This window comes from Citrobacter sp. R-1.5.2 (genome assembly GCF_035064245.1).
In the GTDB taxonomy this organism is placed as follows: domain Bacteria; phylum Pseudomonadota; class Gammaproteobacteria; order Enterobacterales; family Enterobacteriaceae; genus Citrobacter.
Window position 1 is genome coordinate 1 of the sequence record NZ_JASEYC010000010.1, and the last position, 13305, is coordinate 13305.

Genomic DNA, 13305 nt, shown 5'->3' on the forward strand with positions numbered 1-13305 from the left:
TGCCGAACTCAGAAGTGAAACGCCGTAGCGCCGATGGTAGTGTGGGGTCTCCCCATGCGAGAGTAGGGAACTGCCAGACATCAAATAAAAGCGAAAGGCCCAGCCGAAAGACTGGGCCTTTTTGCGTTTTAACGTATCAGGAAAAAGGCCGGATGTGCGTTAATGCTTTATCCAGCCTACGAGGTTGGCATTGCTGTCGGCCTGATATGTGCAGGCAATCGTGGCGTTAATGTATAACCTGCGACAAAAAAGCACGAGTTCGTTCGGATTTAGGGTGGGCAAAAAATTCATCTGGAGGCGCCTGTTCGACAATCTCACCAAGATCCATAAAGATCACCCGATCCGCTACCGTGCGGGCGAACCCCATTTCATGTGTTACACACAGCATTGTCATTCCCGATTGCGCCAGGCCAATCATCGTATCCAGCACTTCCTTTACCATTTCGGGATCTAACGCTGACGTAGGTTCGTCAAACAGCATGATTTTGGGTTTCATGCACAGTGAGCGCGCAATAGCGACACGCTGTTGCTGACCACCGGAAATTTGCCCGGGATACTTATGTGCATGTTCAGCAATGCGGACCCGCTCAAGGTAGTGCATTGCCAGCACTTCGGCTTCTTTCTTCGGCATCTTTTGCACCCAAATAGGGGCCAGTGTGCAGTTTTGCAGAACCGTTAAATGAGGGAAGAGATTAAAGTGCTGGAAGACCATGCCAACTTCCTGTCTGACACGTTCGATATTGCGGATATCTTCGTTGAGCTCGATTCCATCCACGACAATACGCCCTTGCTGATGTTCTTCCAGATGGTTAATACAGCGGATAGTCGTCGATTTTCCGGAACCTGAAGGTCCGCACAATACGATACGCTCTCCCTGTTTTACCTGCAGGTTGATATTCTTCAGGACATGAAACTGCCCATACCATTTGTTGACGTTTTCCAGCGTAATCATCGCGTCAGTGGACGGCATTACTATTTGGCTCATAAATTCCTCAGTGCGGTGTACGCCCGGTGTTAAAACGTTTTTCCAGATGCTGGCTATAGCGCGACATGCTGAAACAGAAAACCCAGTAAATCAGTGCAGCGAAAACGTATCCTTCTGTCGACATCCCCAGCCAGGCCGGATCGACAGTTGCTTGCTGGACGCTGCTAAAGAGATCGAACAGGCCGATGATGATGACCAGACTGGTATCCTTGAATAGCGCAATGATGGTATTGACCAAACCGGGAATGACCAGTTTCAGTGCCTGTGGAAGGATCACCAACCCCTGCGTTTTCCAGTACCCGAGTGCCAGTGATTCAGCCGCTTCATACTGACCTTTTGGTAAGGCCTGTAATCCCCCGCGTACCACTTCAGCAACATAGGCTGACTGGAAAAGAATGACGCCAACCAGTGCCCGAATAAGTTTGTCGATAGTTGTACCCTCCGACATAAATAGCGGGAGCATGACTGAGGACATAAACAGGACGGTTATAAGCGGTACACCACGCCAGAACTCAATGAAAATGACCGATAAAACACGTACGATCGGCATATGAGAACGGCGGCCTAACGCCAGTAAAATTCCCCATGGAAGTGCGCCCGCGATACCCACGGAGGCGATAATCAGAGTCAGTGTTAATCCCCCCCACTGCCGGGTTTCTACTCGCTCAATCCCGAGAAAACCACCGTACATCAACCACCAGACGGTAAGGGGATACACCACCGCCCAGATGGCGATATAGCGGCCACGATGGGGGATGGTTTTCAAGAACATCGGGATGATGGAAAGCAGACCAATAATCAGGGCCAGATTGACGCGCCAGCGTTGATCGTGTGGATACAGTCCATACATGAATTGCCCGAAGCGCTCATGGATGAACACCCAACAAGCCCCTGCTTTGGTACAGTCGGCCCGGGTAGAACCGACCCAGTTGGCCTGCAGGAATGCCCAGTTCAACAGCGGGGGAAGGAACGACCAAATAAGCCACACGCATAGCAATGTGAGCAGGCTGTTTGACCAACTAGAGAACAGGTTTTTACGTACCCAAAATAGAATGCGACTTGCCTGGTTACTGCTCGGGCGTGCGGGGCGAGACAGCAGTGCTTTTGTCATCATGGCTCCTTAGCGCTCAATCAGTGCGATGCGGCGGTTATAAATATTCATCAACAGAGAAATACTCAGACTGATGATCAAGTAAACCGACATGGTGATTGCGATAGTTTCGATGGCCTGCCCTGTTTGATTGAGCACGGTTCCGGCAAACAATGACACCATATCCGGGTAGCCAATGGCGGCTGCGAGAGAGGAGTTCTTGACGATATTCAGATACTGACTCGTCAGTGGGGGAATAATGACACGCAACGCCTGTGGGATGATGACCTGCCGCAGGGTTACCCGGTTTGGTAGGCCCAGAGAACGTGCCGCTTCATGCTGCCCATAAGGGACTGCCTGAATCCCCGCCCGGATAATTTCAGCAATAAATGCAGAGGTGTATACAGAAAGTGCCAGTGTCAGGGCAGCCAATTCTGGAATAAGCACCATACCGCCACGGAAGTTAAACCCACGCAGTTCAGGGATATCCCAATGCAACGCCGCGCCGAAAATCCAATGTGAAATCATCGGTAGAAACGCTATTAGCGCCAGGGCTGTTGGCCATGTTCGGCGTAACTGGCCTGTTTTGATCTGGTGCATTTTGTTGAAGCGAAATAACCCAATGGTGATGATGACGGCAATCACTATTGCGGCACTGAAAGTAATCAGACCTTCTCCCATCTGTGGCGCCGGAATGTAGAGCCCACGATTGCTCAGAAAGACCAGATCCAAGGCACTAACAGCCTGCCGTGGTCCGGGCAAATTCCGTAATACGGCAAAATACCAAAAGAAGATCTGCAGCAATGGCGGGATATTGCGGAACGTTTCGATATAAATTGTAGAGAGCTTTCGTAGCAACCAGTTATCCGACAGCCGTGCTAATCCGAGAAAAAAGCCGAGAAATGAAGAGAAAACAATGCACAATGCGGAGACTAACAGTGTATTAAGCAGACCGACGATAAAAACGCGGCCATATGTATCGCCTTGCTCGTAATCAATCAGATGCTGGACGATACCAAATCCGGCACTGCGTTCGAGAAAAGAAAATCCCGAGGTAATACCGCGACTGCTCAGGTTGTTAATGGTGTTATGAATGAGATAGACCGCAATGCTAACGACTGCAATAACAGCGAGTATTTGAAATAACCAGGCGCGGACCGCAGGGTTAGAAAAGGATAACGATCCTTTTACGTTTGAGCGGCGATGGGACATAAGAAAACCTCGGTAACTATGACTCTGGGCTGAGCGCCGCAGTTGCGGCGCTCGTTGCATCACTGCGCATTAGCGCACGGGTGGTGCATACTGAATGCCACCGTTATTCCAGAGGTTGTTCTGTCCACGCTTGATCTTCAGCGGGCTTTCCGATCCAACGTTACGTTCAAAGATCTCCGAGTAGTTACCTACCTGCTTGATAATGTTGTAAGCCCATTTGTTATCAAGTTTCAGATCCTTGCCATAGTCCCCCTCTTTACCTAACAGGTGCGCCATATCCGGTGTTGCAGGATTTGCCGCTTTTTCGTCAACATTTTTCGAGTTAACGCCCATCTCTTCAGCGTTCAGCATAGCGAACAACGTCCAGCGAACAATCGAGAACCACTCGTCGTCACCACGACGCACGACTGGCCCCAGTGGTTCTTTAGAAATAACTTCTGGCAGTACAATCCATTCTGCGGGGGTGCTCAGTTTGATCCGCAGGGCGTACAACTGAGACTGGTCGGAAGCAAGCGTATCGCAGCGCCCTGATTCCAGCGCTTTAGCGGACTCATCAGAACGGTCAAAGGTGACAGGGGTATACTTCATGTTGTTGGCTTTAAAGTAGTCGGCCACATTCAATTCAGTATCTGTTCCTGCCTGAATACAAACCGTAGCGCCATCCAGTTCTTTAGCGCTCTTCAGACCCGCTTTATTATGGGTGAGAAAACCAATGCCGTCGTAATAGGTTACGCCGGTGAAAGACATGCCCATCCCCGCATCGCGAGAGGAAGTCCATGTGGTATTACGGGAAAGCATGTCGACCTCACCAGACTGTAACGCGGTGAAGCGTTCTTTGGCGGTGAGTGGGGTATATTTTACTTTGCTGTCATCACCAAATACGGCAGCGGCAACTCCGCGACATACATCGACATCAATACCAGAGAATTTACCGCTTGCATCGGCGTAAGAAAAACCAGGCAGGCCATCACTGATACCACATTGCACAAAACCTTTTTTCTTCACGGCATCGAGAGTTGCGCCGGCATGTGCCTGATTTGCAACCGCAAGCAGCACGCCGGCCGCAGCCAGGCTGGCTATTATCATCTTTTTCATAGAGCATCCTGTGTGGAGGAATTATTGTTATGGAAACGTTCTACAAACGTCTTTTACCTGTCTGTGGCTTTGGCCATACTCTTCTAAGCAAAGGTAGTGCCAGGTTTTTGCGCACGATTATTCGACGCAATATGCAGAGTGTAGACAGGAAAAAATAAATGCAGCGCCCTGAAGTGGTGCAAAATTGAAACGTAAGCCACATTTCAGCGCAAAATATTTAATTTTCAGACAGGACGCAAGATAACAATTTCGGGCGTGAATATCTGTAGCGTGAGAGTAATGAAAGGGATGTGCGTTATAACGAAGAATAGAGAAAATGCTAATTTGAGGTCATGGATATGTGAAGAGAATCTATAATAATTTTATTTTATGAATGATGCCTCGAACCAACGTTTTGTCTTATATAAAAATTTAATCATTATTGCTAAAAGCGCGGCAACAGCCGCGCTTTTATGATTATTTATTTCGTCAAGGCAACTATCCCAAGCGTCAAGCCGGCAACAGCGGCAGCACCACCGGCTATCGCTCCTGCAGTTTCCCAGTTATCCTGCGTGGTGCCTTTCATACAGGTATTGGTATGAACCAGACGCCCTTGATCGTCATAGACAGGCACGCAAGGGGAATCGTGTGCACAGCCAGCCAGTAATGCGGTAAGCAGTGCAACGGGTATTAATCTTTTCATGGTGTTACCTCAAAAATAAGCGTTTCGCTAATTGAGCAAAGGTAAACGCTCAGCCATCTGCGAACTCGACCGCTATTTTACTACTGCTTAAAAAAAGACTGACATGAGGAATAATCTCAATTCATGTGGATTGTAAAAATAATGGATAAAATGGACGGGCCTGAAAGTTCTTTCTGCAATGTTCCAGCGGAATTAAATGTCTATCTTATTAATAAGTAAAGAACTCATCATCATGTAAAAAGGCGTCCATGGACGCCTTTATTTTACAAATTATTCGTGGTGCCGGCTAAAACGCCGTTTAACGACAACGAAGAAGACGGGAACGAAGAAGATCGCTAACAATGTTGCGGTGAGCATCCCCCCCATAACACCGGTACCAACAGCATTCTGCGCACCGCTACCTGCACCATGGCTGATAACCAGAGGCATAACCCCGAGAATAAATGCCAGGGATGTCATCAGGATAGGGCGAAGACGCATGCGGGAAGCCTCAAGAGTGGCTTCGATCAACCCTTTACCTTCTTTGTCCATCAGGTCCTTGGCAAATTCGACGATCAGGATGGCGTTTTTGGCAGAAAGTCCAATAGTCGTTAGCAGGCCTACCTGGAAGTACACGTCGTTATTCATCCCGCGAAGTGACGCTGCCAGCAATGCTCCAACAACACCGAGCGGTACAACAAGCATGACAGAGAATGGAATCGACCAGCTCTCATACAATGCCGCAAGGCAAAGGAAGACGACGATCAGCGAGATGGCATACAGCGCCGGAGCCTGGTTACCTGACAGTCGTTCCTGATAGGACATTCCCGTCCAGTCATGACCGATACCATTTGGTAGTTTTTCCGCAAGGCTTTCCATCAAGGCCATTGCCTCACCGGTACTCCTGCCTGGTGCAGCTTCTCCCAGCAACTCCATTGATGGCATACCATTGTAGCGTTCCAGTCGTGGCGAGCCGTAAATCCAATGTGCTGAACTGAATGTAGAAAATGGCACCATTTCGCCATTGGCGCTGCGGACATACAGATTATTGATGTCCTCCGGCAACATACGGAATTTAGCATCTGCCTGGACATATACTTTTTTCACGCGGCCACGGTCAATGAAGTCATTGACGTAATAGCCACCCAATGCGGCAGAGATGGTTTCGTTGATATCAGATAACGAAACACCCAGTGCTTGTGCTTTTTCCTGATCGACATCCAGCTTGAATTGCGCGGTATCCTCAAGACCGTTAGGGCGTACGCGCACCAGCAGGTCAGGGTGTTTTGCAACCATGCCCATCAGTTGGTTACGTGCTTGGGTGAGTGCGGCATGTCCCAGCCCGCCCTGGTCAATCAGTTCAAAGTCAAAACCGGTTGCCGTACCCAGTTCAACAATGGCTGGCATGTTGAAGGGGAACACTAAACCATCGCGAATCTGACTAAATGCCCGGGTTGCGCGGGCAATAACGGATTCAACGTTATTTTCGCTACCGCTACGTTCTTCCCAGGGTTTGAGGCTGACGAACGCCATCCCTGAGTTTTGTCCCTGACCGCTGAAGCTAAAGCCGTTAACCGTAAAGACGCTCTCGACGTTGGCTTTTTCATTGTTCAGATAGTAGTGAGTGACCTGATCCAGCACTTTCTGAGTGCGCTCTTGAGTTGCACCTGCCGGGAGCTGAATCATTGTCAGGAATACGCCCTGATCTTCCTCTGGTAAGAAAGAAGTTGGAAGGCGCATGAAGAGCACAGCCATCCCAATCACAATGACCAGATACACCACCAGGTAACGCCCCGTTTTGCGAATGATTCCGCTGACGCTATTGGTGTAATGGTTGACGCTGTGGTCAAATTTGGCGTTAAACCATCCAAAGAAGCCGCTTTTTTTCTCGTGATGATCGGCAGAGACTGGCTTCAGTAATGTTGCACACAGTGCCGGCGTCAGAATCAATGCGACCAGCACGGAAAGCGCCATTGCAGAAACAATAGTGATTGAGAACTGCCGGTAAATTGCCCCAGTGGAACCGCCAAAGAAGGCCATTGGGATGAATACCGCAGAGAGCACCATGGCGATACCGACCAGAGCCCCCTGAATTTGTGACATGGATTTCTCTGTTGCCTCTTTCGGCGCTAGATTATCTTCCATCATCACACGTTCAACGTTTTCCACCACGACTATCGCGTCATCAACCAACAAGCCGATGGCGAGCACCATCCCGAACATCGTTAGGGTATTTATCGAGTAGCCAAACGCGGCAAGGACGGCAAATGTTCCCAACAATACGACGGGGACAGCGATGGTCGGAATGAGCGTTGCCCGGATGTTTTGCAGGAACAAATACATGACCAGGAAGACCAGCACGATCGCTTCAAAAAGCGTTTTTACCACTTCGTGAATAGAGATCGTAACAAACGGCGTCGTGTCGTAAGGATAGACGACCTTCATTCCCTGCGGGAAGAAGGGTTGCAGCTCAACCAGCTTGGCTTTGATGGCATTAGCGGTATCCAGTGCGTTTGCGCCGGTGGCCAGTTTAATACCGAGACCGGATGCTGGCTTACCGTTAATGCGAGCAACAACATTATAGTTTTCACCGCCCAGCTCAATACGTGCAACATCTTTCAGATGAACAACAGAGCCATCACTGTTCACACGTAAGGTGACTTTGCCGAACTCTTCTGGATCTTTCAGGCGTGTTTGCGCAATGATCGAGGCATTAAGCTGCTGATTAGGCAATGCCGGGGTACCACCTAACTGACCTGCGGCTATCTGATCGTTCTGTACTTTTAACTGATTAATGACATCGACTGGTGTGAGTTTGTACTTGTTCAGCAAGTTTGCATCCAGCCAGATGCGCATGGCGTACTGAGCACCAAACAGCTGCACGTCGCCAACGCCGTTCAGACGACTGATGGTGTCTTTAACGTTAGAGGCAACGTAATCGGAGATGTCATCCTGTGTAGTTTGCGGATTGTCAGAAACAAAACCCGCAACCATCAAAAAGCTGCTACTCGATTTCTCAACACTGATACCTTGCTGCTGGACTTCCTGCGGCAGAAGCGGTGTGGCGAGCTGCAACTTATTTTGCACCTGGACCTGCGCGATATCGGGGTCGGTCCCAGACTGGAACGTCAGTGTGATGGTCACGCTCCCGGCTGAATCGCTGGTGGAGGACATATACATCAGGTTATCGATACCGTTCATGTTCTGTTCGATAACCTGCGTTACTGTGTCCTGAACCGTCTGTGCATCCGCACCTGGGTAGGTTGCGGAAATCGCTACGGCAGGGGGCGCGATGGTAGGGTACTGTGCCACGGGCAGTTGCATGATCGCCAAAGCACCCGCCATCATTAGAATGATGGCCAGCACCCAGGCAAAGATAGGTCGCCTAATAAAAAAGTTTGCCATGTCCGCTTACCTTATTGCGCCGCAGCTGCTGCCGGGGCATCGGTAGTGGCTTTAACCTGCACGCCAGGGCGTGCTTTCTGTAAGCCGCTCACGATGACTTTATCGCCGGGTTTTAAACCATCGCTAATCAGCCATTTGTCGCCAATGGCTTGCGCAGCGACAACGGCACGAGACTCAACCTGGTTCTTGTCGTTAACGACCATCACTGTGGCATCACCACGCGGAGTACGCGTTACACCTTGTTGTGGAACGAGAATGGCATTGGGCTGTACACCTTCATCGATACGCGCCCGAACAAACATGCCCGGTAACAAGGTGTGCTGCGGGTTAGGGAACACGGCTCTGAGGGTGATGGATCCGGTGCTTTCATCAACCGTAACGTCAGAAAATTGCAAAGAGCCTTTCAGCGGGTAGGACTGGCCATTTTCCATCACCAGTTCAACAGCGCTGCTGGTGCTGTCTTTATGCAGGCTACCTTGTTCAATGGATTGCTTGAGGCGCATAAAGTCGTTGCTGGACTGCGTGACATCGACATAAATAGGATCAAGTTGCTGAACGGTAGCTAACTCTGTTGCCTGACCATTGGTGACCAGCGCCCCTTCAGTGACGTTGGATTTACCGATACGTCCGCTAATTGGCGATGTGACTTTGGTGTAGGCAAGATTAATGCGAGCGCTTTCAACGGCTGCTTTTGCTGCAGTAACAGAAGCATCTGCCTGACGCGCATCAGCAATGGCCTGATCGTACTCTTGCTGGCTGATGTACTTAGTGCCGACCAGCGGGATGTAGCGTTTCACGGTTAAATGCGCAATGGCAGCAGCCGCTTCACTCTTCGCCAGCTCACCTTTGGCGCTGTCATAGTCTGCCTGATAGGTTGCGGGATCGATCTGATAGAGCGATTGACCTGCTTCAACATCACTCCCTTCGGTGAAATTCCGTTTAAGTACAATCCCACTGACCTGAGGGCGGACTTCTGCAATACGGAATGAGGTCGTTCGTCCCGGCAGTTCAGTTGTCACGGCTAAAGGGGCCGACTCAACGACATGGACAGTAACCTGTGGCTCGGCAGGATGAGCTTGTGTATCCCCCTGATCGTTACAACCGGCGAGTAATGCAGCGGAGATGATGATGAATGAGGGCAGGAGTGAGAACCTGGCATTTTTCGTCATTACTATTCCTTAAAAAACCGAAAGCTCGTTATTTACCGGGTGAGGCGAGGGAGATAACGTGCACAAAAAATAATAGTTGGCTATCCTACAAATTATTAGCTTGCGATGTAAGCAATACTTATTTATGGGGGCGATGCACGGCACGTAAAAACAAAAAAAGAGTAATCAGCTACCGACTTATTATGTCGTTAATAGCAATACTATGATGCGCATAAATACATATTGAAATGATTATGTGATTGGTGAATGTATTGGTGTTGTTTATTCGTTTTGATTATTTGTGTGTAATCAGCACAATGAAATAGTTTAGATCTCGTTTAAACAATCTCCAGGTGATACATTTATTCCGTATAGTAAATATTAAATAAGAAAGTTAATCATTCTCTACTCTGCCTCAGGCATTCGGAACTATGGCCAGAAAAACGAAAGCTGATGCCCTCAAAACGCGCCAGCTCCTGATTGAAACTGCGATAGCGCAGTTTGCCGTGCGCGGCGTAGGCAATACAACGCTAAACGACATTGCGGACGCCGCCAACGTGACGCGGGGGGCGCTTTACTGGCATTTTGAAAACAAGACCCAGCTGTTTAATGAGCTATGGTTACAACAACCTCCTCTCCGCAACCTTATTCAGGAAAAACTCATTGGTCGTTGGGGAGATAATCCTTTGCAGCGGTTGCGTGAGAAATTAGTTGTAGGTTTGCAATATATTGCTGAGAATCCTCGTCAGCAGGCATTAATGCAAATTTTATATCATAAGTGTGAATTTCATAACGATATGATATCAGAGCAGACAATTCGCGATAAAATAGGACTGAGTCATCAAAGTATTCGTGAGTCTTTACAGCAGTGTGCGGTTAACAATCTGATCGCTACCAGCCTTGATCTAGACGTTATCATCATTATTTTGCATGGCAGTTTTAGCGGAATAATAAAAAACTGGTTAATGAATCCAGCGAGTTATGATCTCTACCAACAAGCACCTGTATTAGTCGATAATGTATTAAAAATGTTAAGCCCTGATGGTTGCATGCTGCAATTGATTCAGGGTGAGGATCAGGCTGGCTAGTTTCTGCCGCCATGGACTGACGGCAGTTACAGAACGGTAAGCACCGGGCGCACTATTCGAGGTCGACGCAATTGACCAGCTTGAGGGGATTCACTGAGTTCATATTCCGGCACTTGTCGTGCTCTGTTGTCATTAACTCTATCCACTGAATGAGTAGCGCATCAAAAAGAAAAACAAAGACAGCAAAAACAACCAGCCACCAATACTTGCGAATAATTACCAAATCCTGTGTATTCATGCCCAAGCGTGCAGGGAATATACACGAAATCTAAAAGCTGAAAAGCAGACTTACAATGCTTTTACTTTGCTGAAATTCCACCGCTCTTTTACGGTAATCGACTCTTTTTAGACAGGTTTTTCGTCTTACGCTTTTTCACCTTTGCAAGCTCATTCTCTGAAAAATGGGAGCTAATACGCAGTCTCCGCAGTCCCATTTTTACGTATTCATCATTGATTTCAATACCGACAAACTGACGCCCCAAACCCACTGCGGTTGCCCCGGTAGTGAAGCTACCCGCGAACGGATCTAACACCCAGTCGTTTGGATTCGAGGAGGCCAAAATGATGCGTTCCAGCAGAGCTTTAGGCTTTTGGGTTGGATGGTTTTCGTATTCATCCATCAGGTAGCGGACGCGTGGAAATTCCCAGACATTACCCGGTACTTTTTTATGATTGTAGGGTTGAGGTGGGTTCTTTCTGTAATCGATCAGCGCGCGTTTCGCCCCCGTTTTCGCTTCAACCAAAATATCATCACGGTTAAATGTATAACTTTTTGGGTCTTTGACCATCATCAGGATCGGTTCATACATGGAGCCAAAGTACTTTTTGGCCTGTACTCCCGAGCTATCATAGGCCCACACAATACGGCTTTTGATGGTAAAAAGCTGTCGGCATTTGAGATCGATGTACGGCATGTTCTCCGTACTGTTCATGATGTACATGGTGCCTTGTGGCTTTAATATTCGATGGCATTCATCAATGCACTCGAACAGCCAGGCCAGAAAGCTCTCTTCGTCCCAGGATTCTACCAACCCGTCAAAATCTTTCCCGATGTTATAAGGCGGGTCGGCAAAGATCAGATCGATGCTTTCAGACGGCAGCTTTTTCAGTTCAGTTAGCGCATCACCCTGGATTATCTTTTTTGATTCATCACCAAAGTAGACAGGTTCACATCTTGCTTTCATCACCAAAGCCTCCGTGTGACGCGAATAAAAAAGGCGCTTCCCCATGCCGAGTAGCGCCTTTTAAAACAAACATTTCGCTGATTAGTATCAGTTCATGCCGTATTTTTTCAGTTTTTTACGCAGCGTACCACGGTTGATGCCCATCATCAGGGCAGCACGGGTCTGGTTACCGCGGGTGTATTGCATCACCATGTCCAACAGGGGCTGTTCTACTTCAGCCAGTACCAGCTCATAGAGATCGTTAACATCCTGACCATTCAATTGAGCAAAATAGTTCTTCAGTGCCTGTTTAACCGAGTCACGCAGGGGTTTTTGAGTTACCTGATCCTGAGAGTTAACGGTAGAAACGGTCAGTACGTCAGAATTTACGCGTTGTTCGAACATAGTTCTGTCAGCTCTTTATTTCTGTTTACGCAAAATTTTCGAAGTATGCCTCCAACGCCGCCAGCTGTTCGCTGGAATCTTCAATGGCGTTGAATGTGCGCCGAAACTGGTCATCTGGAGCGTGTTCCTGGAGATACCAGGATACGTGTTTACGCGCAATTCGGTACCCTTTTGCCTGACCATAAAAGTCGTGCAATTCCCGAACATGCGCACAAAGCAAGCGCTTCACCTCTGCCAGAGGCAGCGGGGGCAGCAGCTCCCCAGTGTCCAGATAATGCTGGATTTCCCGAAAGATCCAGGGTCTTCCCTGAGCTGCACGTCCTATCATCAGGGCATCCGCCCCCGTATAGTCGAGTACAGCTCTGGCTTTATGCGGGTCAGTAATGTCGCCATTCGCGATAATCGGAATGGAAACTTTCTGCTTAACTGCCCGAATACTGTCGTACTCAGCATCTCCATTGAACAAACAGGCGCGGGTGCGTCCATGAATGGTCAGAGCCTGAATGCCACAGTCTTCAGCCAGTTGGGCAATCTCTACGCAGTTACGGTGTTCCGGAGCCCAGCCGGTGCGAATCTTGAGTGTGACAGGAACGTCCACTGCATTGACGACCTCGGTTAGTATCGATTCCACTAAATCCGGGTACTGCAAGAGGGCTGAACCTGCGAGCTTGCGATTCACTTTTTTAGCCGGACACCCCATATTGATATCAATAATCTGGGCGCCGCTTTCCACGTTAATACGTGCGGCATCAGCCATCTCAACAGGGTCGCTACCGGCAATTTGCACCGTGCGAATTCCTGGCTCATCAACGTGCACCATACGTAAACGAGATTTGTCGCTTTCCCAAACCTGCGGGTTAGAAGACATCATCTCGGATACCGTCAATCCTGCTCCCATCTCATAGCACAGCGTCCTGAATGGTCTGTCAGTGATGCCAGCCATAGGTGCTGCGATCAGGCGATTTCTGAGCTGGTATTGTCCGATGCGCATGAGTTAAGAAATGACCATACTGTGACTGCAAGGCGGCGTATATTACGCATTTTTTGCATGAG

The 13305-nt window shown here is 48.8% G+C and carries 12 protein-coding genes and 1 rRNA gene; 2 read left to right on the forward strand and 11 right to left on the reverse strand.

Annotation, left to right across the window (positions count from 1 at the left end):
- Positions 1 to 79: ribosomal RNA gene (gene rrf / locus QMN38_RS27210) — 5S ribosomal RNA — on the forward strand; the annotation flags it as partial.
- Between the two features lie 147 nt (positions 80 to 226).
- Here rrf and QMN38_RS17145 read toward each other — a convergent pair.
- The 7 genes from QMN38_RS17145 to QMN38_RS17175 form a co-directional block, all read right to left on the reverse strand.
- On the reverse strand, positions 227 to 985 hold the full coding sequence (locus QMN38_RS17145; RefSeq protein WP_048213472.1) for an amino acid ABC transporter ATP-binding protein: 759 nt from the start codon (positions 983 to 985) through the stop codon (positions 227 to 229).
- Positions 986 to 992: 7 nt separating this feature from the next.
- Positions 993 to 2096, reverse strand: coding sequence for an amino acid ABC transporter permease (locus QMN38_RS17150; RefSeq protein WP_271441684.1), 1104 nt, complete (start codon positions 2094 to 2096; stop codon positions 993 to 995).
- A gap of 9 nt (positions 2097 to 2105) precedes the next feature.
- Positions 2106 to 3287 (reverse strand): amino acid ABC transporter permease, encoded by a 1182-nt coding sequence (locus tag QMN38_RS17155; RefSeq protein WP_323605424.1) that lies wholly within the window; start codon positions 3285 to 3287, stop codon positions 2106 to 2108.
- 69 nt (positions 3288 to 3356) lie between these two features.
- Entirely contained in the window at positions 3357 to 4382 is a 1026-nt protein-coding gene (locus QMN38_RS17160; protein ID WP_323605425.1) for an amino acid ABC transporter substrate-binding protein, read from the reverse strand.
- Between the two features lie 460 nt (positions 4383 to 4842).
- Positions 4843 to 5064, reverse strand: a complete 222-nt coding sequence (locus tag QMN38_RS17165) for a putative periplasmic lipoprotein (RefSeq protein WP_048213468.1) — start codon at positions 5062 to 5064, stop codon at positions 4843 to 4845.
- A 270-nt stretch (positions 5065 to 5334) separates the two neighbouring features.
- Positions 5335 to 8448, reverse strand: a complete 3114-nt coding sequence (locus QMN38_RS17170) for an efflux RND transporter permease subunit (protein WP_323605426.1) — start codon at positions 8446 to 8448, stop codon at positions 5335 to 5337.
- 11 nt (positions 8449 to 8459) lie between these two features.
- A complete protein-coding gene (locus tag QMN38_RS17175; protein WP_323605427.1) occupies positions 8460 to 9617 on the reverse strand; it encodes an efflux RND transporter periplasmic adaptor subunit in 1158 nt (385 codons plus the stop codon).
- A gap of 410 nt (positions 9618 to 10027) precedes the next feature.
- Here QMN38_RS17175 and envR point away from each other — a divergent pair, with 410 nt between their 5' ends.
- Complete coding sequence (gene envR, locus QMN38_RS17180; protein ID WP_271441680.1) at positions 10028 to 10684, forward strand: acrEF/envCD operon transcriptional regulator; 657 nt, start codon at positions 10028 to 10030, stop codon at positions 10682 to 10684.
- Between the two features lie 52 nt (positions 10685 to 10736).
- On the opposite strand, the gene QMN38_RS17185 is transcribed toward envR, so the two are convergent.
- The 4 genes from QMN38_RS17185 to dusB all read right to left on the reverse strand — a co-directional run bounded on the left by QMN38_RS17185 (position 10737) and on the right by dusB (position 13243).
- Positions 10737 to 10901: a DUF2556 family protein gene (locus tag QMN38_RS17185; RefSeq protein WP_003025279.1), complete on the reverse strand. Its 165-nt coding sequence runs from the start codon at positions 10899 to 10901 to the stop codon at positions 10737 to 10739.
- A 109-nt stretch (positions 10902 to 11010) separates the two neighbouring features.
- Positions 11011 to 11868 carry an adenine-specific DNA-methyltransferase gene (yhdJ, locus tag QMN38_RS17190; protein WP_323605520.1) on the reverse strand — a complete coding sequence of 286 codons (858 nt, stop codon included), beginning with the start codon at positions 11866 to 11868 and terminating at the stop codon, positions 11011 to 11013.
- Positions 11869 to 11955: 87 nt separating this feature from the next.
- Complete coding sequence (fis, locus tag QMN38_RS17195; protein WP_000462905.1) at positions 11956 to 12252, reverse strand: DNA-binding transcriptional regulator Fis; 297 nt, start codon at positions 12250 to 12252, stop codon at positions 11956 to 11958.
- Positions 12253 to 12277: 25 nt separating this feature from the next.
- Positions 12278 to 13243, reverse strand: a complete 966-nt coding sequence (gene dusB / locus QMN38_RS17200; protein WP_271441679.1) for a tRNA dihydrouridine synthase DusB — start codon at positions 13241 to 13243, stop codon at positions 12278 to 12280.
- Between the last annotated feature and the right edge of the window lie 62 nt (positions 13244 to 13305).

Excerpts from the sequence above, each read along its gene's own strand:
- dusB (WP_271441679.1), bottom strand. The coding sequence starts at position 13,243 with ATGCGCATCGGACAATACCAGCTCAGAAATCGCCTGATCGCAGCACCT.
- QMN38_RS17155 (WP_323605424.1), bottom strand. The coding sequence starts at position 3,287 with ATGTCCCATCGCCGCTCAAACGTAAAAGGATCGTTATCCTTTTCTAAC.
- QMN38_RS17165 (WP_048213468.1), bottom strand. The coding sequence starts at position 5,064 with ATGAAAAGATTAATACCCGTTGCACTGCTTACCGCATTACTGGCTGGC.
- envR (WP_271441680.1), top strand. The coding sequence starts at position 10,028 with ATGGCCAGAAAAACGAAAGCTGATGCCCTCAAAACGCGCCAGCTCCTG.
- QMN38_RS17170 (WP_323605426.1), bottom strand. The coding sequence starts at position 8,448 with ATGGCAAACTTTTTTATTAGGCGACCTATCTTTGCCTGGGTGCTGGCC.
- QMN38_RS17160 (WP_323605425.1), bottom strand. The coding sequence starts at position 4,382 with ATGAAAAAGATGATAATAGCCAGCCTGGCTGCGGCCGGCGTGCTGCTT.
- fis (WP_000462905.1), bottom strand. The coding sequence starts at position 12,252 with ATGTTCGAACAACGCGTAAATTCTGACGTACTGACCGTTTCTACCGTT.
- QMN38_RS17175 (WP_323605427.1), bottom strand. The coding sequence starts at position 9,617 with ATGACGAAAAATGCCAGGTTCTCACTCCTGCCCTCATTCATCATCATC.
- yhdJ (WP_323605520.1), bottom strand. The coding sequence starts at position 11,868 with ATGAAAGCAAGATGTGAACCTGTCTACTTTGGTGATGAATCAAAAAAG.
- QMN38_RS17150 (WP_271441684.1), bottom strand. The coding sequence starts at position 2,096 with ATGACAAAAGCACTGCTGTCTCGCCCCGCACGCCCGAGCAGTAACCAG.
- QMN38_RS17145 (WP_048213472.1), bottom strand. The coding sequence starts at position 985 with ATGAGCCAAATAGTAATGCCGTCCACTGACGCGATGATTACGCTGGAA.